20 protein-coding genes, 1 tRNA gene and 1 pseudogene are annotated in these 21,207 nt (G+C 60.3%); 7 read left to right on the forward strand and 15 right to left on the reverse strand.

The window, feature by feature from the left end:
• Nucleotides 1–9 precede the first annotated feature (9 nt).
• A complete protein-coding gene (locus tag KGB29_RS26060; RefSeq protein WP_150814901.1) occupies nucleotides 10–2,067 on the reverse strand; it encodes a methyl-accepting chemotaxis protein in 2,058 nt (685 codons plus the stop codon).
• Nucleotides 2,068–2,400: 333 nt separating this feature from the next.
• Between KGB29_RS26060 and KGB29_RS26065 the strand changes: the two genes are divergently transcribed.
• Nucleotides 2,401–3,618: an MFS transporter gene (locus KGB29_RS26065; protein WP_150814902.1), complete on the forward strand. Its 1,218-nt coding sequence runs from the start codon at nucleotides 2,401–2,403 to the stop codon at nucleotides 3,616–3,618.
• Between the two features lie 188 nt (nucleotides 3,619–3,806).
• On the opposite strand, the gene ychF is transcribed toward KGB29_RS26065, so the two are convergent.
• The 8 genes from ychF to KGB29_RS26105 form a co-directional block, all read right to left on the reverse strand.
• Nucleotides 3,807–4,907 (reverse strand): redox-regulated ATPase YchF, encoded by a 1,101-nt coding sequence (gene ychF, locus KGB29_RS26070; RefSeq protein ID WP_057713313.1) that lies wholly within the window; start codon nucleotides 4,905–4,907, stop codon nucleotides 3,807–3,809.
• 22 nt (nucleotides 4,908–4,929) lie between these two features.
• Nucleotides 4,930–5,514 carry an aminoacyl-tRNA hydrolase gene (gene pth / locus KGB29_RS26075; RefSeq protein ID WP_007973893.1) on the reverse strand — a complete coding sequence of 195 codons (585 nt, stop codon included), beginning with the start codon at nucleotides 5,512–5,514 and terminating at the stop codon, nucleotides 4,930–4,932.
• A 169-nt stretch (nucleotides 5,515–5,683) separates the two neighbouring features.
• Entirely contained in the window at nucleotides 5,684–6,283 is a 600-nt protein-coding gene (locus tag KGB29_RS26080) for a 50S ribosomal protein L25/general stress protein Ctc (RefSeq protein ID WP_007973891.1), read from the reverse strand.
• Between the two features lie 142 nt (nucleotides 6,284–6,425).
• A complete protein-coding gene (locus KGB29_RS26085; RefSeq protein WP_003171603.1) occupies nucleotides 6,426–7,367 on the reverse strand; it encodes a ribose-phosphate pyrophosphokinase in 942 nt (313 codons plus the stop codon).
• A gap of 46 nt (nucleotides 7,368–7,413) precedes the next feature.
• Nucleotides 7,414–7,488 (reverse strand) — tRNA-Gln (locus KGB29_RS26090).
• Between the two features lie 36 nt (nucleotides 7,489–7,524).
• Nucleotides 7,525–8,376, reverse strand: coding sequence for a 4-(cytidine 5'-diphospho)-2-C-methyl-D-erythritol kinase (ispE, locus tag KGB29_RS26095; RefSeq protein ID WP_057713314.1), 852 nt, complete (start codon nucleotides 8,374–8,376; stop codon nucleotides 7,525–7,527).
• A 1-nt stretch (nucleotide 8,377) separates the two neighbouring features.
• Nucleotides 8,378–8,995, reverse strand: coding sequence for a lipoprotein insertase outer membrane protein LolB (gene lolB, locus KGB29_RS26100; RefSeq protein ID WP_150814903.1), 618 nt, complete (start codon nucleotides 8,993–8,995; stop codon nucleotides 8,378–8,380).
• Nucleotides 8,996–8,999: 4 nt separating this feature from the next.
• Nucleotides 9,000–10,724 (reverse strand): tetratricopeptide repeat protein, encoded by a 1,725-nt coding sequence (locus KGB29_RS26105; protein WP_150814904.1) that lies wholly within the window; start codon nucleotides 10,722–10,724, stop codon nucleotides 9,000–9,002.
• Nucleotides 10,725–10,959: 235 nt separating this feature from the next.
• Here KGB29_RS26105 and hemA point away from each other — a divergent pair, with 235 nt between their 5' ends.
• From hemA to KGB29_RS26135, 6 genes are all read left to right on the forward strand, one after another.
• Nucleotides 10,960–12,249 (forward strand): glutamyl-tRNA reductase, encoded by a 1,290-nt coding sequence (gene hemA, locus KGB29_RS26110; protein ID WP_057713317.1) that lies wholly within the window; start codon nucleotides 10,960–10,962, stop codon nucleotides 12,247–12,249.
• Entirely contained in the window at nucleotides 12,246–13,328 is a 1,083-nt protein-coding gene (prfA, locus tag KGB29_RS26115; RefSeq protein ID WP_007981853.1) for a peptide chain release factor 1, read from the forward strand. Before hemA ends, prfA begins: the two co-directional genes overlap by 4 nt.
• Complete coding sequence (prmC, locus tag KGB29_RS26120; RefSeq protein WP_090457656.1) at nucleotides 13,329–14,159, forward strand: peptide chain release factor N(5)-glutamine methyltransferase; 831 nt, start codon at nucleotides 13,329–13,331, stop codon at nucleotides 14,157–14,159. It abuts the gene before it with no gap.
• Nucleotides 14,153–14,908, forward strand: a complete 756-nt coding sequence (locus KGB29_RS26125; RefSeq protein ID WP_150814905.1) for a molybdopterin-synthase adenylyltransferase MoeB — start codon at nucleotides 14,153–14,155, stop codon at nucleotides 14,906–14,908. The genes prmC and KGB29_RS26125 overlap by 7 nt, the downstream gene beginning before the upstream one ends.
• Nucleotides 14,901–15,692, forward strand: coding sequence for a glutamate racemase (gene murI, locus KGB29_RS26130; RefSeq protein WP_150814906.1), 792 nt, complete (start codon nucleotides 14,901–14,903; stop codon nucleotides 15,690–15,692). The genes KGB29_RS26125 and murI overlap by 8 nt, the downstream gene beginning before the upstream one ends.
• Nucleotides 15,693–15,814: 122 nt before the next feature.
• A complete protein-coding gene (locus KGB29_RS26135; RefSeq protein WP_150814907.1) occupies nucleotides 15,815–16,333 on the forward strand; it encodes an acyloxyacyl hydrolase in 519 nt (172 codons plus the stop codon).
• 132 nt (nucleotides 16,334–16,465) lie between these two features.
• Here KGB29_RS26135 and KGB29_RS26140 read toward each other — a convergent pair whose 3' ends face one another.
• The 6 genes and pseudogenes from KGB29_RS26140 to KGB29_RS26165 all read right to left on the reverse strand — a co-directional run bounded on the left by KGB29_RS26140 (nucleotide 16,466) and on the right by KGB29_RS26165 (nucleotide 21,115).
• Complete coding sequence (locus KGB29_RS26140) at nucleotides 16,466–16,771, reverse strand: YkgJ family cysteine cluster protein (protein WP_056726267.1); 306 nt, start codon at nucleotides 16,769–16,771, stop codon at nucleotides 16,466–16,468.
• 99 nt (nucleotides 16,772–16,870) lie between these two features.
• Nucleotides 16,871–17,653: an SDR family NAD(P)-dependent oxidoreductase gene (locus KGB29_RS26145; RefSeq protein ID WP_150814908.1), complete on the reverse strand. Its 783-nt coding sequence runs from the start codon at nucleotides 17,651–17,653 to the stop codon at nucleotides 16,871–16,873.
• A pseudogene (locus KGB29_RS26150) lies at nucleotides 17,650–17,748 on the reverse strand (nuclear transport factor 2 family protein); the annotation flags it as partial. The pseudogene KGB29_RS26150 and the gene KGB29_RS26145, both read right to left, overlap by 4 nt.
• 2 nt (nucleotides 17,749–17,750) lie before the next feature.
• Nucleotides 17,751–19,193: a deoxyribodipyrimidine photo-lyase gene (phrB, locus tag KGB29_RS26155; RefSeq protein ID WP_150814910.1), complete on the reverse strand. Its 1,443-nt coding sequence runs from the start codon at nucleotides 19,191–19,193 to the stop codon at nucleotides 17,751–17,753.
• A gap of 21 nt (nucleotides 19,194–19,214) precedes the next feature.
• Nucleotides 19,215–20,156 carry a MerR family transcriptional regulator gene (locus KGB29_RS26160; RefSeq protein WP_057713323.1) on the reverse strand — a complete coding sequence of 314 codons (942 nt, stop codon included), beginning with the start codon at nucleotides 20,154–20,156 and terminating at the stop codon, nucleotides 19,215–19,217.
• Nucleotides 20,156–21,115, reverse strand: coding sequence for a YbgA family protein (locus KGB29_RS26165; RefSeq protein WP_150814911.1), 960 nt, complete (start codon nucleotides 21,113–21,115; stop codon nucleotides 20,156–20,158). Before KGB29_RS26165 ends, KGB29_RS26160 begins: the two co-directional genes overlap by 1 nt.
• Between the last annotated feature and the right edge of the window lie 92 nt (nucleotides 21,116–21,207).

A 21,207-nucleotide genomic window follows, 5' to 3' on the forward strand; every position in this document is an offset into this window, starting at 1 on the left:
CTGGCCGATTCAACTCAAGCGGAAGCGCCCAGTGTTGTCGCTTAAGGCTTTGCTGCCGTGGCTCAGGGTGTCCGCGGCCTGGTTCACCGCGCGGGCCCCTTCGAGCAAGCGCACCGCCGCTTGATCTACCTGCTGGATATTGCCGCTGACCTCGTCGGCGGTACTGGCCTGTTCCTCCACCGCCGTGGCGATTTGCGCCAGGGTATCGGTGACGCTCTGCACCGCACTGGCGATTTCCCCGAGCCGTTCACCGAGGCCGGTGACCGCTTGCGCATCGCTCTCTGCCTGACTGCACGCGGCTTGCATCAGGCTGACGGCCTCATTCACGGTGTTGCGCAGGCTGTCGACCGTACCGGCGATCTGTGCGGTCGACGACTGGGTGCGTTGGGACAGGCTGCGCACTTCATCGGCCACCACCGCGAAGCCACGCCCTTGCTCGCCCGCCCGAGCCGCCTCGATGGCGGCGTTGAGTGCCAGCAGGTTGGTCTGCTCGGCGACACCGCGAATGGTGTCGACCACCAGTTGAATCTGCTGTCCTTGTTCACTGACCCGGCCCAGCGCCGCAGCGGTCTCGTTCAGACGTTGATTGAGCTGCTGGATACTCGCGGTGGTGCGCTGGCTGTCACGGCTGCTGTCGGCGGCAATGCGCCGGGTGTGCTGGGCGCTGCCGGACGCTTGTTCGCAACTGTGGGCCACCCCTTGTGAGGTGGCGGCCAGTTGCGTCGCGGCAGCGGCAATTTGACTGATCTGCAGCTGCTGGGCTTCGACTTCGCCCAGGGCGTCGCTGGAATGATGGTTGAGGGCTTGTACCGCGTTGCTCAGTTGCAGGGTTTCGTGATCCACCCCTTGCAGGCTGGTGCGCAGTTGCACCACGGCGACGTTCAGCGCGGTGCTGATGACCGCCAGTTCGTCCCGGCCTTGAACCGGCACTTGCAGGCTCAGATTGCCATCGCGCAGGGCCTCGGCCAGTACCGTGATGCCGCTGGCGCTGCGGCGGATCGAGGCTTGCAAACAGATGAACAGATACAGCGCGGCCAACAGCAGGCAGCCCAACACGGCGGCCACAACAACGAACTGGCGGATCGCCGAGTCGTGGTAGTAATCCAGTCGTTGATCCAGCGACACCAGCGACTGCTGACGCAACGAGGCGAGGTCGGCGAGCAGGGCGTCGAGACTGCGTTCGAAGTCCTCCGGCTTGAGGTTGATGCTGCCACCGAACACGCCGTCATCCAGCACCTTCAGGCCCGCATCGAGGCGCTTGAGGCTGTCGTGGTATTGCCCGGCCCAGGTTTGCAGGGCACTGGGCAAGCGCGCTTCGAGCAGGCCAGCGGTTTTCACCAGCTGCTCTCGCGCATCGCCGATGCGGCTGCGCAGGTCGCGCAGTTGCAGGCGGCTTTGCAGGGTGAACTGTCCGGACACCACCGAGGCCTGGCCCACAGCAGCCAGACGACCGACCCGTTCGATCAGGTCCGGCGCATGCTGGGTGGAGATCTGCGTCAGCAAGTAGGTTTCCAGCCACGGTGCCAGCGTCAGGCGATTATCCATGGCGATCTGCTCGCGCAAGGCTTGCAGGGCGCTCAAGGCGTTGGTAAAGCGATCGTAGCCATCGGGCCACCAGCCGACATTGCTCAGGCTTTTTGAGTCGAGGCCATCGAGGGCGGTTTGCAGGGCCTGATAACGCGACAGGGTTTCGCCCTCGGCGCTTTCTTTTTGCAGGGCATTGCCCAATTTGGTAGTGGCCTGGCTGACGGCGGGCTGAACCCCATCGAAGGCGGCCATCGCGGCGAGGGTGGCCGGCGTTGGCTGGCGATTGGTTTCCGTGGCGCGCCACCTGGCGGCGCGATCACGCTGGGCGGCGAGCAGGTCATCCAGCGCATCGAGGGCAAGCAGTTGCCGCACCCCGGCGCGTTCGCCGGAGATCAGGCTGAGTTTGTCGCGATAGTCCTGGCCGATCATCCACAGGCTGCCGGCCAGCGGCAGGATAAACAGCAGAAACAACAGCTGGAATTTACGTGCGAAGCCAAAACGCCCCAGCAGCCCGATCCCCGGTGATAAAAAAGCCTGCATGCCCCATGACTCCTCTGGACACCACGCACTATTGGCGTGCGACGGAGGTTGTCGCCCCCCCGACTCGTGCCCTCTAAAAAGGCCTCGAAAGTTCACCCTTGTCCGCTCTGTAGGCCGACTCTGTAGCGAAACTTCCCATTGTCGGTCTCCTTTGTAAGGAAGCCGCGTTCAAGCAGACAAGGAAGGCAAGATTCAGACCATGGCTTTGCGCCATCAAGGTTGTGGTGATGAAAAACGAGGTCGTTAGCAGGCTAAGGGGATGGCGTTGCCGCACCGAAAAATGGCACATTGGCGCACCTGCACGTTCGTACCTCCTGTTGTCTGGAAATTCCCATGGCTATCAGCAACGCCCAGACCGGCTCAGTGCCGGCGTCCGCTACGCCCCAAAGCAGTCCCCTGGTGATGCGCATCATCGGCGCGGTAGCGCTGGCGCATTTGATCAACGACCTGATCCAGTCGGTGCTGCCGTCGATCTATCCGATGCTCAAGGCCAACTATGGGCTGACCTTCACCCAGGTCGGCCTGATCACCCTGACGTTTCAGCTGACGGCCTCGTTGCTGCAGCCGTGGGTCGGCTACTACACCGATCGCCATCCCAAACCGTGGTTGTTGCCGGCGGGTACGGTCTGCACCTTGATCGGGATTCTGATGATGTCGGTGGTCGGCAGCTTCCCGCTAATCCTGTTGGCGGCGGGGCTGATCGGCATCGGTTCATCGACCTTCCACCCGGAAGCGTCCCGCGTGGCGCGCCTGGCTTCGGGCGGACGCTTCGGGCTGGCGCAATCGACCTTCCAGGTCGGCGGTAACGCGGGCTCGGCGTTCGGCCCGTTGCTGGCGGCGGCGATCATCATTCCCTACGGTCAAGGGCAGGTGGCCTGGTTCGGCCTGTTCGCGGTGTTTGCGCTGTTCGTGCTTTACCGGATCAGCCGCTGGTACGCCAACCATTTGAACCTGTTCAAGCTCAAGCAGGGCCAGGCGGCGACTCACGGCTTGTCCAAGGGCCGAGTGACCAGTGCGCTGGTGGTGCTCGGGTTGCTGGTGTTCTCCAAGTATTTCTACATGTCGAGCCTCACCAGCTACTTCACCTTTTATCTGATCGAGAAGTTCGACCTGTCGGTGGCCAGCTCGCAGCTGCATCTGTTCCTGTTTCTCGGCGCGGTCGCGGCGGGAACGTTCTTTGGCGGGCCGATCGGTGACAGGATCGGGCGCAAGGCGGTGATCTGGTTCTCGATCCTCGGCGTTGCGCCGTTCACCTTGCTGCTGCCCCATGTCGACCTGTTCTGGACCAGCATCCTCAGCGTCGTCATCGGCTTCATCCTCGCCTCGGCGTTCTCGGCCATCGTGGTGTACGCCCAGGAACTGGTGCCGGGCAATGTCGGGATGATCGCCGGGATATTCTTCGGCCTGATGTTCGGCTTCGGCGGGATTGGCGCGGCGTTGCTGGGCCATCTGGCGGATATTCACGGCATCGAATACGTGTACTACCTGTGTTCGTTCCTGCCGCTGTTCGGGGTGTTGGCAATCTTCCTGCCGCGTACGAAGAAGTCCTGATCCAGCACAAATCCCCCCCTGTGGGAGCGGGCTTGCTCGCGAAGAGGGAGTGTCAGTCGGTATAACTCTAACTGACACACCGCCTTCGCGAGCAAGCCCGCTCCCACAATGGTTCGGTGGTGTTGCCGGCAATATTCCAGGCACAAAAAAGCCGCGTATCAAACGCGGCTTTTTCTTGGGCGTATGGCTTACACGTTGAAGCGGAAGTGCATCACGTCGCCGTCTTTAACGATGTAATCCTTGCCTTCCAGGCGCCATTTACCGGCTTCCTTGGTACCGGCTTCGCCCTTGTACTGGATGAAGTCGTTGTAGGCGATCACTTCGGCGCGGATGAAGCCTTTTTCGAAGTCGGTGTGGATCACGCCAGCGGCTTGTGGTGCGGTGGCACCGACGCGGACGGTCCAGGCGCGGACTTCTTCGACACCGGCGGTGAAGTAGGTCTGCAGGTGCAGCATTTCGTAGCCGGCGCGGATCACGCGGTTCAGGCCAGGCTCTTCGAGGCCCAGGGCTTCGAGGAACATGTCTTTTTCTTCGCCGTCATCGAGCTCGGCGATTTCCGCTTCGATTTTGTTGCACACCGGAACAACCACGGCGCCTTCTTCTTCGGCGATGGCGCGTACAACGTCCAGGTGCGGGTTGTTCTCGAAACCGTCTTCAGCGACGTTGGCGATGTACATGACCGGCTTGGTGGTCAGCAGGTGGAAGCCCTTGATCACCGCTTTCTCGTCGGTGCCCATGTTCTTCATCAGGCTGCGCGCCGGCTTGCCTTCGGTGAAGTGAGCGATCAGTTGCTCCAGCAGGCCTTTCTGGACCACTGCGTCCTTGTCACCGCCCTTGGCGTTGCGCGCGACTTTCTGCAGTTGCTTCTCGCAGCTGTCGAGGTCGGCGAAGATCAGTTCCAGGTCGATGATTTCGATGTCGCGTTTCGGGTCGACGCTGTTGGAGACGTGAATCACGTTCTCGTCTTCGAAGCAGCGGACCACGTGGGCGATGGCATCGGTTTCACGGATGTTGGCCAGGAACTTGTTGCCCAGGCCTTCACCTTTCGACGCGCCGGCAACCAGGCCCGCGATGTCGACGAATTCCATGGTGGTCGGCAGGATGCGCTTTGGATTGACGATGGCTGCCAGGGCATCCAGACGCGGATCCGGCATCGGCACGATACCGCTGTTAGGCTCGATGGTGCAGAAGGGGAAGTTCTCGGCCGCGATCCCGGATTTGGTCAGGGCGTTGAACAGGGTGGACTTGCCGACGTTAGGCAGGCCGACGATGCCGCAATTGAATCCCATGGTGTTTCCCCTCGGATAAGAGTCAGGCCTTCTGGCTGTGCAGGTTTTTCATCGCGCGGTTCCATTCCCCGGCGAGGATATCCGGCAGCACGCCGAGGGCAAAGTCGATGCTGGCATCGAGTTTTTCCTGTTCGGCGCGTGGCGCACGACCCAGGACGAAATTTGAAACCATACTGGCGACGCCCGGATGACCGATGCCAAGCCGCAGGCGGTGGAAAGTGTTCTGATTGCCCAGTTGCGCAATGATGTCGCGCAGCCCGTTGTGACCGCCATGGCCGCCGCCCACTTTGAGTTTGGCGACGCCTGGAGGCAGGTCGAGTTCGTCGTGTGCCACGAGGATTTCTTCAGGCTTGATGCGGAAGAAACCTGCAAGGGCCGCCACGGCCTGGCCGCTGCGGTTCATGTACGTGGTGGGAATCAGCAGACGAACATCCTGACCCTGATGCGAATAGCGCCCGGTCAGGCCGAAATACTTGCGGTCCGCCACAAGGTTCACGCCTTGTGCGTTCGCGATGCGCTCAACAAAAAGGGCCCCTGCGTTATGCCGGGTCTGTTCGTATTCAGCGCCTGGATTTCCCAGGCCAACGATCAGTTTGATGGCAGTCACGATAGGGGCCCTTCCTTGGAGTGGTGGATAACATCGCCGCAATCAGGGATAGCGGCGAAAGTGGACGAAAATTGCTCATTTACCATGATGTAAACTCCGCGTTCTCGCCCGCTTTCTCGCTATGCTCTAGTCCGCGATGTTTCCGGTCACTCCGGCGTACAGAGTAAAATTACTCTGCAGCGCCTTCTGCAGCTTCTGGAGCAACACGTGGAGCGTGGACGTTGGCAACAGCCTTGTCATCACCGTGTGCCAGGGCCACGAACTCAACGCCTTTAGGAGCCTTGAGGTCCGACAGGTGAATGATCGAACCGATTTCAGCGTTAGCCAGGTCGACTTCGATGAACTCAGGCAGATCTTTCGGCAGGCAGGAAACTTCGATCTCGGCAACAACGTGCGAGATTTCGCCGCCTTTCTTGGTCGGTGCTTCTTCGTTGATGAAGTGCACTGGAACGATAGCGGTCAGTTTCTGGCCGGCTACTACGCGTACGAAGTCAGCGTGCATCACGTGGCCTTTGGCCGGGTGACGCTGCAGGGCTTTGATCACGACGTTCTGCTTGGTGCCACCAACGTTCAGCTCGATGATGTGGCTGTAAGCCGCTTCGTTTTCGAGCAGTTTGGCAACTTCTTTGGCCAGCATGCTGATGGATTCAGGGGCTTTGTCGCCACCGTAAACTACAGCTGGAACCAGGCTTGCGAGACGACGCAGGCGGCGGCTCGCACCTTTCCCCAGGTCGGAACGCACTTCAGCATTCAGAGTAAAATCGTTCATGTTGTATCTCCAAAATAACCACACTCGCCCCAGCGTTTGCGACCAGCGCTAAAGGCGATATGGGCAAAAAAGCCCCGCCCCGACAGGAATGCCGGGGCGGGGCGCTTTTCGTCAACGAGACATTTCGAGAAGGGCAGGGCCCTTAGCGGAACATCGCGCTGATCGATTCTTCATTGCTGATGCGGCGGACCGCCTCGGCAACTACCGGTGCGATATCCAGTTGGCGGATACGCGCACAGGCTTGTGCTGCAGCGGACAGAGGAATGGTGTTAGTCACCACCAACTCGTCCAGCACGGAATTTTCGATGTTTTCGATCGCCCGACCCGACAGCACAGGGTGCGTGCAGTAGGCGAAAACCTTGGCAGCGCCATGCTCTTTCAAGGCCTTGGCCGCGTGGCACAGGGTGCCGGCGGTATCGACCATGTCATCGACCAGAATACAGGTACGCCCTTCGACATCACCGATGATATGCATCACTTCAGAGTGATTGGCTTTCTCACGGCGTTTGTCGATGATCCCGAGATCCACGCCCAGGGATTTGGCAACGGCACGTGCACGCACGACGCCGCCAATGTCCGGGGACACGATCATCAGGTTTTCGAAGCGCTGATCTTCGATGTCATCCACCAGAACCGGGGAGCCGTAGATGTTATCTACCGGAATATCGAAGAAACCCTGGATTTGGTCAGCATGCAGATCAACCGTGAGAACACGGTCGATGCCGACTACGGTAAGCATGTCAGCCACGACTTTCGCGCTGATAGCCACACGTGCGGAACGCGGACGGCGATCCTGACGGGCATAACCAAAGTAAGGAATAACAGCAGTGATACGAGTAGCCGAGGAGCGGCGGAAGGCATCAGCCATCACTACCAGTTCCATCAGGTTATCGTTGGTCGGAGCGCAAGTCGGCTGAATAATGAAGACGTCTTTACCGCGAACGTTTTCATTGATCTCGGCTGTAATTTCGCCGTCGGAGAATTTACCGACAGAGATGTCACCGAGAGGGATATGCAGCTGACGTACGACACGCCGAGCCAGATCGGGGTTAGCGTTCCCCGTAAAGACCATCATCTTGGACACGCGCAGTACCTGAAGGCTGAGGGTAACCTGGATGAGTATAGGAAAATGGCAGGGGCGGCTGGATTCGAACCAACGCATGGCAGGATCAAAACCTGCTGCCTTACCGCTTGGCGACGCCCCTGTATCTGTTGCAACGATTACCCAGTAATCGGTTCCTTTAGAGCAGACTTTGCAGCTTGCGATGCAACATCGAAACGTTGCTTCCTTTTGCTACAAATCCTGTAAGGGTCTCTGTCAGAAGGGCCGAGACTTTATCAGCTTCAGCTTTGCTTGGGAAGCCCCCAAACACACAACTTCCAGTTCCGGTGAGTTTTGCTTCGGTAAATTTACCTAACAAATTCAAAGCGTTACGTACCTCTGGATAACGCCTTGTTACCACCGGCAAGCAGTCATTTCGACTGTTTCCCTTGGGAACGGGGCGCACTTTAATGGGAGGAGTGTTACGTGTCAACAACGGATCTGAAAAAATTTCTGCCGTACTAACAGAGACTTGCGGCACCAGCACCAGATACCACGGTTCTTCCGGGTCCACAGGGGTCAGTTTCTCCCCCACGCCCTCGGCGAAAGCCGCGTGGCCACGTACGAAAACCGGGACGTCGGCGCCCAGCGTCAACCCCAGCCCGGCCAGGCGATCTTCATCCCAGCCCAATTGCCACAGATGATTCAAGCCCAGCAATGTTGTTGCGGCATTCGAGCTGCCGCCACCGATGCCGCCGCCCATGGGCAGGATCTTGTCGATCCAGATATCGACGCCCAGCGAGCAAGCGGATTGCTCCTGCAGTTTTCTGGCGGCCTTGACGATCAGGTTGCTGTCGTGGGGAACACCTTCGAACTCAGTGTGCAGATGAATGACACCGTCATCGCGCAGGGCGTAGGTGATTTCGTCGCCGTAATCGAGAAACTGAAACATCGTCTGCAGTTCGTGGTAGCCGTCTTCGCGGCGACCCAGGATGTGCAGCATCAAATTGAGTTTGGCTGGCGAGGGCAGCGTCAGGCGATTGGCCGGCATGTCACGACCCCAGTTTGCGCGGTTGCCAGATCTTGATCACCAGCGTGACATCAAGGTCGGTGCCGCTGAGCTTGATGCGCTCGGGTAGCCAGAAACCGTTTTGCTGGGTGTAGGCGGTGTAGTCGACCTTCCAGCCATCCTGTTCAAGGCTCGCCAGGCGGCTGTCGCCGTCCAGGGTCAGGCGACTTTTGCTGTCGGGAGCCGGGAGCCCGCGCACCCACCAGGCCAGGTTGGACACCGGCAGCTTCCAGCCTAGCTGTTCTTCGAGCAGCACTTCCGGATTCGGCGCGTCGTAACGTCCCTGGTTGGCGACTTCCAGCGACACCTTGCCCGGGCGTCCGGTCAGGCGAGCCGCGCCGCGGCCCAGTGGTCCCGACAGGCGAATGTCGTAGTAATCCTGGCGCTGCAACCAGAACAGCGTGCCGCTGCCCGAGTCTTTCGGGGCACGGATGCCGATCTTGCCGTCGATCTGCCAGCCATCGAGGCCGGTCAGTTGCTGTTTGTGCTCGCGCCATTGGGCGGCGTTGCCATGGCCCTCGACCGACTCACGGGGACCCAGGCCGGCACAACCGGCGAGCAGGGCGATAAAGCTGAAAGCGATGAAATGGCGCAAAAACATAATTTTAAAGAGTCTCTGATCCGGTCAGGCGTTTGATGGTGCCGCGCAGGGTCGGGCTGTCAGGCTGTTCCTTGAGGAACTTGCCCCAGACTTGTTTCGCTTCACGCTGTTTGCCGTTGGCCCACAGGACTTCACCCAGGTGAGCGGCGACTTCCTGATCGGGGAAACGATCCAGGGCCTGGCGCAGCAGGCGCTCGGCTTCGTCGAGATTGCCCAGGCGGTAATTCACCCAGCCAAGGCTGTCGAGTACCGCCGGGTCTTCCGGACTGATCTGGTGCGCCTGTTCGATCAGGGCCTTGGCTTCGGCGTAACGCGTGGTGCGGTCGGACAGGGTGTAGCCCAGGGCATTCAACGCCATGGCATTGTCCGGGTCGCGCTTGATGATCGTACGCAGGTCTTTTTCCATCTGCGCCAGGTCATTGCGTTTTTCCGCCTGCATGGCGCGGGTGTAGAGCAGGTTCAGGTCGTCCGGGTATTTCTGCAAGGCCTGTTGCAGAGCATTCCAGGCCTTGTCGCCCTGATTGTTGGCGGACAGGGTTTCGACTTCGATCAGGTACAACTGGATGGCGTAATCCGGCTGCTCATCGCGTTCTGCCGCCAGCTTGCGTTGCGCTTCGGCGGTCTTGCCGTTGTTGATCAGGATGTCGGCCTGACGCAATTGCGCTGGCAGGAAGTCGTTGCCCGGGCCAACCTTGGCGTATTCGATCAGCGCGCCTTGCGGGTCGTTTTGTTCTTCGGCGATGCGGCCGAGGTTCAGGTGCGCCGAGTCGACATGGCTTTCCCGGGCGATCAGGTCTTCAAGATGACCCTTGGCCTCATTCCAGTCCTTGGCTTCCAGGCACACCAGCGCCAGGGAGTAACGCAGTTCGTCATCTTCCGGGTATTGCTGGACCAGGCTCGAGAACTCGGCCTTGGCGTCGTCCATGCGGTCCTGTTCAACCAGCATCCTCGCGTAAGTCAGGCGCAGGCGCTTGTCGTCCGGGTATTTCTTGATGCTTTTCTGCAGCAGCGGCAGGGCTTCGTCACCGCGATTCAAGGTTTGCAGCAGGCGTGCGCGCAGCAGGATCGGCGCAATTTCGCCGTCCTCCGGCGGATTGTCTTCCAGCAGCTTCAGCGCGCCCTTGGCGTCGCCATCCTGTTGCATCAGCAAGGCCTTGCCGAAAATCAGCTGGCCGTTGTCCGGATGACGCTGCAACAAACGATCGAAGCTTTTCATCAAGCCGTTGCGGGTGTCCTGGTCGGTGTCGGCCGCGGACAGCGCAAGGAAGTCGAAATGGGTGTCGCCTTTGCCTTGCAGGACTTTCTCCATATAGACCATGGAGTCGTCATAACGCCCGGCGCGTGCCAGTTGCACGGCGGCGGCGCGTTGCGCTTCGAGGTCGTCGGGGGCGTTCCTGGCCCAGATCAGCGCAGTATCCAGGGCTGCCTGGTCGGCGCCCAGATATTCGGCGATACGAAATGCCCGCTCGGAGATGCCCGGATCCTGAGTGTTGATGGCCTGGGTCACATAGTTGTCCAGGGCAATGTCAAAACGATTGCGCTGGCCGGCCAGTTCGGCGCTCAACAGGCTGAAGATGGTTTCCTCGCTGAATGGGCTGTAGACCTTGGGCTTTTCAGGGGCCGGGGTGCTGTCTTCAACCGGCGGCGCACCGTCCGACGAAACGGGTGCCAAGGCCTGGCAGCCGCTGAGGAAGACAAGAGCGAGGAGCAACGCGGAGGATCTATTCATATAGGAAGAGGACGACTAACCTGCGGTCGGATCATCATGACACAAGCTTTCGAGCAAACATAACCGGCCCGGCAATTTACCTGCCAGCCCGATCCGCATCGCCCTGATGCTTATGTAAACGAGAACTGCTCGCAACCCGCGATGGCGCCTGATGGGGCGATAGATATCGAGTAGTTGTTCTGATTCCGTCGAAGTAGGACAATTGTCGGCTTCACGTCACAATCAGCGACTTTGAATGGCCTTCCTTGCACTCGGTATTAACCACAAGACTGCTTCAGTAGACGTCCGCGAGCGCGTGGCTTTTACCCCTGAGCAGCTGGTTGAGGCCTTGCAGCAGCTCTGCCGACTCACCGACAGCCGCGAAGCTGCGATCCTCTCCACCTGCAATCGCAGTGAACTCTATATAGAACAGGATCACCTGTCGGCAGACGTCGTGCTGCGCTGGCTGGCCGAATATCATCATTTGAGCTACGACGAGCTGCGCGAAAGCGCCTATGTGCATGAAGATGATGCGGCAGTTCGTCACATGATGCGGGTCGCTTCCGGGCTCGACTCGCTGGTGTTGGGCGAACCGCAGATTCTCGGCCAGATGAAGTCGGCCTATGCCGTGGCCCGCGAAGCCGGGACCATCGGGCCGCTGCTCGGGAGGTTGTTCCAGGCCACGTTCAATGCGGCCAAGCAGGTGCGCACCGACACGGCCATCGGCGAGAACCCGGTGTCGGTAGCGTTTGCCGCGGTAAGCCTGGCCAAGCAGATTTTCAGCGACCTGCAACGCAGCCAGGCCTTGTTGATCGGCGCCGGCGAGACCATCACCCTGGTCGCCCGCCATCTGCATGACCTGGGTGTAAAGCGCATTGTGGTCGCCAACCGTACCCTGGAGCGCGCAAGCATTCTGGCCGAACAGTTCGGTGCCCATGCGGTGTTGTTGTCGGATATTCCGGCAGAACTGGTGCGCAGCGATATCGTCATCAGTTCCACCGCCAGTCAGTTGCCGATTCTGGGCAAGGGTGCGGTGGAAAGCGCCTTGAAACTGCGCAAGCACAAACCGATCTTCATGGTGGATATCGCTGTTCCTCGCGACATCGAGCCAGAAGTCGGCGAACTGGACGACGTTTACCTCTATAGCGTCGACGACCTCCACGAAGTGGTTGCAGAGAACCTCAAGAGCCGCCAGGGCGCAGCCCAGGCCGCCGAAGAGATGGTCTCGATCGGTGCCGAAGACTTCATGATCCGCCTGCGCGAATTGGCGGCGGTGGACGTGCTCAAGGCCTATCGTCAACAGAGCGAACGCCTGCGCGATGAAGAATTGCAAAAGGCCCAGCGCATGCTGGCCAACGGCACCAGTGCCGAAGAGGTGCTGGTGCAACTGGCCCGCGGGCTGACCAACAAACTGTTGCACGCACCGAGCGTGCAGTTGAAAAAGCTCTCTGCCGAAGGTCGCCTGGATGCGCTGGCGATGGCCCAGGAACTCTTTGCCCTCGGTGAGGGCTCATCGGATAGCTTTTCGGATAAAAAACCGCAATGAAAGCGTCACTGCTCAATAAGCTGGATATCCTCCAGGACCGTTTCGAGGAATTGACCGCCCTGTTGGGCGATGGCGAGGTCATTTCCGATCAGAACAAGTTCCGCACCTATTCCAAGGAGTACGCGGAAGTTGAACCGATCGTGGGCGCCTATAAAGAACTGCTGAAAGTGCAGGACGACCTCGAAGGCGCCCAGGCACTGCTCAAGGACAGCGACCCGGACATGCGGGAAATGGCCGTGGAAGAAGTCCGCGAGGCCAAGGAACGCCTGGTCACGCTCGAAGCCGACCTGCAGCGCATGCTGCTACCCAAGGACCCGAACGACGGCCGCAACGTGTTCCTCGAGATCCGTGCCGGTACTGGTGGTGACGAAGCGGCGATTTTCTCCGGCGACCTGTTCCGCATGTATTCGCGTTACGCCGAGCGTCGTGGCTGGCGGGTGGAGATCCTTTCGGAGAACGAGGGTGAACACGGCGGCTATAAAGAGGTGATTGCCCGGGTCGAGGGCGACAACGTCTACGGCAAGCTGAAGTTCGAATCCGGCGCGCACCGCGTGCAGCGGGTTCCGGCGACCGAATCCCAAGGCCGCATTCACACGTCGGCCTGCACCGTGGCGGTATTGCCCGAACCGGACGAACAGGAAGCCATCGAGATCAACCCGGCCGATCTGCGCATCGATACCTATCGCTCCTCCGGCGCCGGTGGCCAGCACGTCAACAAGACCGACTCGGCGATCCGTATCACGCACTTGCCATCCGGTATTGTGGTCGAGTGCCAGGAAGAACGTTCACAGCACAAGAACCGCGCCCGGGCGATGTCCTGGTTGTCGGCCAAGCTGAACGATCAGCAGACCTCCGCCGCGGCCAACGCCATCGCCAGCGAGCGCAAGTTGCTGGTCGGTTCCGGCGACCGCTCAGAGCGTATCCGCACCTATAATTTTGCCCAGGGCCGAGTCACCGATCATCGGGTCAACCTGACCTTGTATTCCCTCGACGAGATCCTCGCCGGCGGCGTCGAGGCGGTGATCGAGCCGTTGCTGGCCGAGTACCAGGCCGATCAACTGGCAGCGATAGGTGAGTAAATGACGATCATTGCCAGTTTGTTGCGCGCCGCCGATTTACCCGACTCGCCGACGGCGCGTCTGGATGCCGAACTGCTGCTGGCGGCGGCCTTGGGCAAGTCCCGCAGTTTCCTGCATACCTGGCCGGAGCGCATCGTGCCGAGCGAAGCGGCGCTGACGTTCGCCGAGTATTTGCAGCGTCGCCGCAGCGGCGAGCCGGTGGCCTATATCCTCGGCCAGCAGGGTTTCTGGAAGCTGGACCTGGAAGTGGCACCGCACACGCTGATCCCGCGCCCCGACACCGAACTGCTGGTGGAAGCCGCGCTGGAACTGTTGCCGGCCACACCGGCCAAGGTACTCGACCTTGGCACGGGCAGCGGCGCAATTGCCCTGGCCCTGGCCAGCGAGCGTCCGGCCTGGAGCGTCACTGCCGTGGATCGTGTTCTGGAAGCCGTGGCCCTGGCCGAACGCAATCGCCAGCGCCTGCACCTGGACAACGCCACCGTGCTGAGCAGCCATTGGTTCAGCGCCCTGGAAGGTCAGCGTTTTCAACTGATCATCAGCAATCCGCCCTACATCGCAGCGGCCGATCCGCATCTGGTCGAGGGCGACGTGCGCTTTGAACCGGCCAGCGCCCTGGTGGCGGGTGTCGACGGGCTCGACGATCTGCGCTTGATCGTTGCCCAGGCACCGGACCATCTGGACGCCGGCGGTTGGCTGATGCTCGAACACGGCTATGATCAGGCCGAGGCGGTTCGCGATTTGCTGCTGACCCGGGGTTTTGAAGAAGTCCACAGCCGCACCGATCTGGGCGGTCATCAACGCATCAGTCTGGGGCGCCTGCCGTGCTGAATGATCAGGAATTGCTGCGCTACAGCCGGCAGATTCTTCTGCAACACATCGATATCGACGGCCAGTTGCGGCTCAAGGAAAGCCGCGTATTGATCGTCGGTCTTGGTGGCCTTGGCGCGCCAGTGGCGCTGTATCTGGCGGCCGCCGGCGTTGGTGAGTTGCACCTGGCGGACTTCGATACGGTCGACCTGACCAACCTGCAACGCCAGATCATTCACGACACCGACAGCGTCGGCATGACCAAGGTCGATTCGGCAATCAAGCGCCTGACGGCGATCAACCCCGAGATTCAACTGATCGCCCATCGTGCGGCGCTGGACGAAGACTCCCTGGCCGCCGTAGTGGCCAGAGTGGATCTGGTCCTCGATTGTTCTGACAATTTTTCCACCCGTGAAGCGGTCAACGCCGCTTGCGTGGCGGCCGGCAAACCGCTGGTCAGCGGCGCGGCGATTCGCCTCGAAGGGCAGCTGTCGGTGTTCGATCCGCGTCGACCGGAGAGTCCGTGCTACCACTGTTTATACGGGCACGGCAGCGAAGCCGAATTGACCTGTAGCGAGGCCGGCGTGGTCGGTCCGCTGGTGGGGCTGGTCGGCAGTCTGCAAGCGCTTGAAGCGTTGAAGTTGCTGGCCGGATTCGGCGAGCCGCTGGTGGGGCGCCTGTTGTTGATCGATGCCTTGGGCGCGCGCTTCCGTGAACTGCGGGTCAAGCGCGATCCGGGCTGCAGCGTCTGTGGGCCGAAACATGCGTGAAGCGCCGATCGGCGTGTTCGACTCCGGTGTCGGTGGGCTCTCGGTACTGGCCGAGATCCAGCGTTTGCTGCCCAATGAGTCTCTGTTGTACGTCGCCGACTGCGGAAATGTTCCCTACGGCGAAAAATCCCCGGCATTTATCCAGCAACGTTGCAGCGTGATGGCCGACTTCTTTCGGCAGCAGGGCGCCAAGGCTTTGGTGCTGGCGTGCAACACGGCGACGGTTGCCGGGGTCGCCGACCTGCGTCGCGACTATCCGGAATGGCCCATCGTTGGCATGGAGCCGGCAGTCAAGCCGGCCGCCGCCGCAACCCGTTCCGGCGTGGTGGGGGTGCTGGCCACCACAGGCACTTTGCAGAGCGCCAAGTTCGCCGCGTTGCTCGACCGCTTCGCCACGGATGTGAAAGTGATCACCCAGCCCTGTCCAGGGCTTGTGGAGCTGATTGAAAACGGCGACCTGCGCAGCCCCGAGTTGCGCCAGCTGTTGGCCGGGTATGTCGAGCCACTGCTGGCTGCCGGCGCGGACACTCTGATTCTCGGCTGCACCCATTACCCCTTTCTCAAGCCGATGCTGCGGCAGATGATCCCCGAGGACATCAGCCTGATCGACACCGGCGCCGCCGTCGCGCGACAACTTCAGCGTCTGCTGGCCGAAGGCGAGCTGCTCGCCCAGGGACCTTCCCGTGAGGCACAGTTCTGGACCAGCGCCGATCCGCTTCATTTCAGAAATATCTTGCCGATACTGTGGAATACCTCTGGTGTTGTGCGAAGCTTCAACAGGTAGATGGCTGTCCGGGGGGATACGAAGAGTCGGGGTAAACTTCTGATAAATCGCTGACTTCTATAGTTTTGCAGGGCTTGGTAACAAAAAAACCATACGAAATCGTTCGGAAAAGGAAGTTTCAAGTGAAGCGACTATTCTGCTTGGCCGCGATTGCGACCGCACTTTTGGGGCACACTTTTACCGCGCAGGCGGCAGGTGTGGAATTTGCCGTGGGGCAAACCGGCGAGTCGACCATGACCTATCGATTGGGGGTGCAATTCGATTGGGACCAGAGCTGGTGGCAGAGCGACGTTGGTCGTCTGACCGGTTACTGGGACGGCGCCTATACCTATTGGGAGGGTGACGAGAAATCCAGTAACCACAGCCTGTCGTTCTCACCCGTGCTTGTTTATGAATTTGCCGGCCAGAACGTCAAACCCTACATTGAGTTTGGGATTGGCGTGGCGGCGTTTGCCAGCACCGAAGTCGAAAGCAACGATCTGGGCAGCGCCTTCCAGTTCGAAGACCGCTTTGGTTTCGGTTTGCGCTTTGCCGGCGGACATGAAGTCGGGGTTCGTGCGACGCACTATTCCAACGCCGGGATCACCACTCCGAACGATGGTGTAGAAAGTTACGCATTGCATTACACGATGCCGTTGTAAGACAGCAACGCTGTGCTAAATGTGGGAGCGGGCTTGCTCGCGAAAGCAGTGGATCAGTCGACACTGTAATCGACTGACCTGACGCTTTCGCGAGCAAGCCCGCTCCCACATTGGTATTGGGACAACTTCAAACTAGCGATACGCCGTCGAAATCCCCTGGCGTTCTTCGATGCACTCCGGAGCGCCCATCTCGAACTCCCGGCAGATCAGCGGGCGTTTTTCGTAGATCGTGCACATCATCGTGTTGCGATCCAGCGCGGCACACCAACCGTCATCCAGGCGCAACATCACTTCCCCGCCCCAGTCATCGGTATCGATGAACCGTTCAGGCACGCCCGTATCTGTGATCAGCATGACTTCGAGCTGGCAGCAGCAGGCTGCGCAGGTCGAGCAGGTGACCGCGGGTTCCGCGATTTGCGTATGGGGGATGGTTTTCATGGCGCGCAGTGTAAGGCAGTCACCGGGTACTGTGTGAAAGGTCTGACGGACGCTCAAATATCGGAGCGTCCGAGACACCGCCGCCATTGATGACGACTTTCAGGGTTGATCCTTGATCGGCGGCTGGCTGCGCACCATGCGTTTGCCGATCTCCAGTTTTACTTGGTCCGGCCGTTTGGAGAGTGGCCAGAGGGCGGTCATGAACGCTGCGGGGAAAGCGATTTCCAACGGGCGGTCCTTGAGTTTTTCGAAGATGTGCCGCGCGGCTTTCTCCACCGGCCAGCTCAAGGCCATGGGCGAGTCGTTTTTTGCCGTCAGCGGCGCCTCGACAAACCCGGGGCTGATTACCGTGAGTTCTATGCCTTCCGGGGCCAGGTCGATGCGCAGGGATTCGAACAGATAACGTAGCCCGGCCTTCGAAGTGCCGTAGGCTTCTGCCTTGGGCAGCGGCAGGTAGGTCACCGTACTGGCCATGGCCACCATATGCGGTGCGGTGCCGGCACGCAGCAATGGCAGGGCGGCGTCGATGCAATAGCTGCTGGCCAACAGGTTAGTGCGCACCACATGCTCGACAATCGACGCATCGAACTGTTTGGCATCCACGTACTCGCAGGTGCCGGCGTTCAGTATCACGGTGTCCAGCGAGCCCCAGTCCTCGGCAATCTGCTCGCTGATCTCGCGTACGGTCTGGCTGTTGGTCAGGTCTCCGGGGACCACCAGCACTTGCCCCGGATAACGTAGCGACAAGTCATTCAGGGGGGGCACGGTGCGCGAACTGACGGCCAGGTGCGCACCGGTTTTCAGGATTTCTTCGGCCAGGGCGGCACCGATGCCGCTGCTTGCACCGGTCAGCCAGTATCGTCGTGCGAGTGTGCGACTCATCCCAATCTCCTTTTCAACCAGGCAATTGCCCGGCCCAATACGGGTAAATGTTCATAAAGCAGAGCCCCGGCATCGAAGTAATCCCGGTGGCGGTAATTCATGACCCAACGGCGGCGTATTGCCGCGAGGGCAGGTTTTTGAATGCCGTCAACGCACGCGTACGGGAAGTACCCAGGTCGACGATCGGGGAGGGGTAATCCACAACACCGAAAAGGCCGTCGAGATTGGCGGGGTTGTGCACGTCTTTTTTATTCAGAGCGGCCAGTTCCGGCAGCCATTGCTTGATGAACACGCCTTCGGGGTCGAATTTTTCCGACTGGCTCAACGGGTTGAAAATCCGGAAATAAGGCGCCGAGTCGGTGCCGGTGGAAGAACTCCACTGCCAGCCACCATTGTTCGCCGCCAGGTCGCCATCGATCAGGTGACGCATGAAAAAGCGTTCGCCTTCGCGCCAGTCGATCAGCAGGTTTTTGGTCAGGAACATCGCCACCACCATGCGCAGGCGGTTGTGCATCCAACCGGTTGCCAGCAGTTGGCGCATGGCGGCGTCGATGATCGGCAAGCCGGTGCGTGCCTGTTGCCAGGCGGCCAGTTCTTCGGGGGCGTTGCGCCAGGCCAGCGCTTCGGTTTCCGGACGAAACGCGCGGTGCCGGGAAACCCGTGGGTAGCCCACCAGGATGTGTTTGTAGAACTCGCGCCATAGCAGTTCGTTGATCCAGGTGACGGCGCCGGTCTTGCCGCTTTCGAATTCACCTTGATTGCTGTTCAAGGCCGCGTGCAGGCATTGGCGCGCAGAAATCACCCCGGCGGCGAGATAGGCCGAAAGCTGACTGGTGCCGGGCTTCGCCGGGAAATCCCGTTCGCTTTGATAGTGCTCGATCTGCACATCGCTAAAGCTGTCGAGGCGACGCCGGGCTTCGGCTTCGCCCGCCGGCCACAGGTTGCGCAGGTTATCAGCGGGTGTTGCAAAGCCGGCGACACTCAAGGGGATCGCATCGCTGGCGATGTTCAGCGGCGCTTGTTTGTGCGGCGCGCGTACCAGGCTGGGCAGCGAGTGGTGCAGTCGTTCGTAGCAGACTTTGCGGAACTGGCTGAAGACCTGAAAGAAAGTGCCGGTGCGGGTCAGCACGCTCCCGGGCTTGAACAGCAATTGATCGAGGTAGCGGCGAACTTCGATCCCTTCAGCCTGTAGCGTCCGGGCGACTGCTGCATCGCGACGGGACTCGTGGATGCCGTATTCCTCGTTGAGGTGCAACGCATCGACCTGCCACTGTCGGCACAGGTTCAGCAATACGCTGGGTGCGTCATCCCAGCGAGGGGCCTGGCGGATCAGCAGGGGAATGTTCAGTTGACCCAGTTCGCGGCTCAACTCGCGCAGGTTACGCAGCCAGAAGTCCACTTTGCAGGGCGCATCGTCGTGTTCCAGCCATTGCTCCGGACTCAGCAGGTACACCGCCACGCACGGGCCGCGAGCCGCGGCGGCCGAGAGGGCGGTGTTGTCATGTAGGCGCAAGTCGCTGCGCAGCCAGATCAATTGCATTTTGGTATCCACGCGATCCATTTAAATCAGCCCGCGCTGAACGAGTGCCTGATGTGCCGACAACGGATCTTCGGCCAGGTATAGATCAGCGATCACGGCAGTACTTGCGGACAACTCGGTGTGGTGGATGCATACCGTTGGTCCGGCAATCATTTTTGGGCAACTGACGCCTTTGAAAAGTTTCGGCAGCTGCGCCGGATTCAGGGCTTTGCTTGAGTACAGCAGAACCCCTCGGGGTTGCAGAAGTTCGACCGCCAATGCCAATTCTCCGACAGGCAGCGGCCAGTCGAAGACCTCCACCGGGCAATCCGCGCTGCTGATCAGCCAGGCCGTGAGCCACAGGTGCGGTTCCACGGGCAGGTCCGAGTGGTTGACCAGCAGCAGCGGCGCGGTGCGCAATTGACGATTGTTATGGTAGATGCGCGCACCGAACTTGCTGCGCAGCCAGGCACAAAAAAAGCCCCGCTCCATCTGCGCCCCGAACTGGCCTTGCCAGCGTTGCTCCAGCGCGGCCAGCAAGGGCATCAGTAATTGCTCGCACAGGGTTCGCGGCGGATACAGCGCCATCGCCTGATTGACGCTGTCATCCAGGGCGCGTTCCTGCAATCGACTGACTGCCTGCAGCAACGTTTGCAGCAAGGCGTGCCAATCGTTGTCGACGGACTCGCTGAAGGCTTGCGGCGTGTCGAGCAATGGTTTGACCTGGCTGACGGCAACGCCACGGTTGAGCCAGGTGAGGATGGTCTGGATGCGTTGTACGTGGTCGGCCGAGAACAACCGATGGCCCTTGGGCGTGCGTAGCGGCACGATCAGACCGTAGCGCCGCTCCCAGGCACGCAAGGTCACGGCATTGACCCCGGTTTGCCGCGCCACTTCACGGATCGGCAGCCAGCCTTCGTCCAGCGCCTTTTTAAAGTCATCGCCGAGGTCTTCGCGGGCGCTGGTGTCGAGTGCTTTTTTCATCAAATGGCGTTTCGCAGGCTGAGGTTTTCCGGGTGCGGTTGCAGGTAAACCTGCTGTGCGATGTACGGATCGGGGTGTTGGCGAAAGTGATGCTTGAGCAGTGTCAGCGGCACCACCAGCGGCACGATGCCCAGACGGTACTGGCTGATCACGTGCTGCACTTCCCGCTTGTCTTCGCCGCTGATGGCCTGTTTCAGGTAGCCGCTGAGGTGTTGCAGGACGTTGGTGTGAGTGCGACGTGTGGCGCATTTTTTCAGCGCCGCCATCAGTTCGCTGAAATATCGGGGGCCCAGTTCCTGCGGATCGGTTTTGCCCATGTTGCCCAGCAGGTTGCCCAGGGTTTTGTATTGCACCGGGTTGTGGGCCATCAGCAGGTATTTGTAGCGCGAATGAAAGTCCGTGAGACTGCGCCGGCTCATGCCCACTTGGCGTAGCTGCTGCCAGGCGTTGTAGGCGAACACCCGGGTGAGGAAGTTTTCCCGCAGCACCGGATCGTTGAGCCGGCCGTCTTCCTCCACCGGCAAGTCCGGGTGCCGCAGGCAGAAAGCCCGGGCGTAGATCCCGCGCCCGCCACTGTCCGCCCGTGCGCCGTTGGCGTGGTAGACCTTGACCCGCTCCAGGCCGCAGGACGGAGAATTTTGCATGAAGATGTAGCCGCAAATTTCCCCCAGCTGCACTGCCATTTCCTGGCCGTAGGTGGCCAGCGGTTGTGTCACGTTAAGGTTGTGATCGAGGGTGCCCAGGGCTTCGGGTTGATCTGCACTGCCCACCAGCCGAATCGGTTGGCGGGGTACGCCCAGGCCGATGGCCACTTCCGGGCAGACCGGGATGAAGTCGAAGTAGTCAGTGAGGGTGCGGCTGCACAACCGCGATTCCTTGTGTCCGCCGTTGTAGCGTACGTCGAGCCCCATCAGGCAGGCGCTAATGGCGATTTTCGGTTTGGCGGGGGAGTGGAACATCGGAGCACCTCGAATCTAAACCTGTACAAACATTCGGGTCTGTACAAGATAACTTCATCATAGATTCGAAGTTGTACAAGTCAAATTATTTG

Origin of the sequence: Pseudomonas sp. BF-B-30 (assembly GCF_019956305.1) — a bacterium.
Lineage (GTDB): Bacteria > Pseudomonadota > Gammaproteobacteria > Pseudomonadales > Pseudomonadaceae > Aquipseudomonas > Aquipseudomonas jessenii.

Excerpts from the sequence above, each read along its gene's own strand:
- KGB29_RS26065 (WP_150814902.1), top strand. The coding sequence starts at position 2,401 with ATGGCTATCAGCAACGCCCAGACCGGCTCAGTGCCGGCGTCCGCTACG.
- lolB (WP_150814903.1), bottom strand. The coding sequence starts at position 8,995 with ATGTTTTTGCGCCATTTCATCGCTTTCAGCTTTATCGCCCTGCTCGCC.
- KGB29_RS26160 (WP_057713323.1), bottom strand. The coding sequence starts at position 20,156 with ATGAAAAAAGCACTCGACACCAGCGCCCGCGAAGACCTCGGCGATGAC.
- phrB (WP_150814910.1), bottom strand. The coding sequence starts at position 19,193 with ATGCAATTGATCTGGCTGCGCAGCGACTTGCGCCTACATGACAACACC.
- KGB29_RS26145 (WP_150814908.1), bottom strand. The coding sequence starts at position 17,653 with ATGAGTCGCACACTCGCACGACGATACTGGCTGACCGGTGCAAGCAGC.
- KGB29_RS26165 (WP_150814911.1), bottom strand. The coding sequence starts at position 21,115 with ATGTTCCACTCCCCCGCCAAACCGAAAATCGCCATTAGCGCCTGCCTG.
- prfA (WP_007981853.1), top strand. The coding sequence starts at position 12,246 with ATGAAAGCGTCACTGCTCAATAAGCTGGATATCCTCCAGGACCGTTTC.
- KGB29_RS26060 (WP_150814901.1), bottom strand. The coding sequence starts at position 2,067 with ATGCAGGCTTTTTTATCACCGGGGATCGGGCTGCTGGGGCGTTTTGGC.
- prmC (WP_090457656.1), top strand. The coding sequence starts at position 13,329 with ATGACGATCATTGCCAGTTTGTTGCGCGCCGCCGATTTACCCGACTCG.
- murI (WP_150814906.1), top strand. The coding sequence starts at position 14,901 with ATGCGTGAAGCGCCGATCGGCGTGTTCGACTCCGGTGTCGGTGGGCTC.
- KGB29_RS26080 (WP_007973891.1), bottom strand. The coding sequence starts at position 6,283 with ATGAACGATTTTACTCTGAATGCTGAAGTGCGTTCCGACCTGGGGAAA.
- ychF (WP_057713313.1), bottom strand. The coding sequence starts at position 4,907 with ATGGGATTCAATTGCGGCATCGTCGGCCTGCCTAACGTCGGCAAGTCC.
- KGB29_RS26105 (WP_150814904.1), bottom strand. The coding sequence starts at position 10,724 with ATGAATAGATCCTCCGCGTTGCTCCTCGCTCTTGTCTTCCTCAGCGGC.
- ispE (WP_057713314.1), bottom strand. The coding sequence starts at position 8,376 with ATGCCGGCCAATCGCCTGACGCTGCCCTCGCCAGCCAAACTCAATTTG.
- KGB29_RS26140 (WP_056726267.1), bottom strand. The coding sequence starts at position 16,771 with ATGAAAACCATCCCCCATACGCAAATCGCGGAACCCGCGGTCACCTGC.
- hemA (WP_057713317.1), top strand. The coding sequence starts at position 10,960 with ATGGCCTTCCTTGCACTCGGTATTAACCACAAGACTGCTTCAGTAGAC.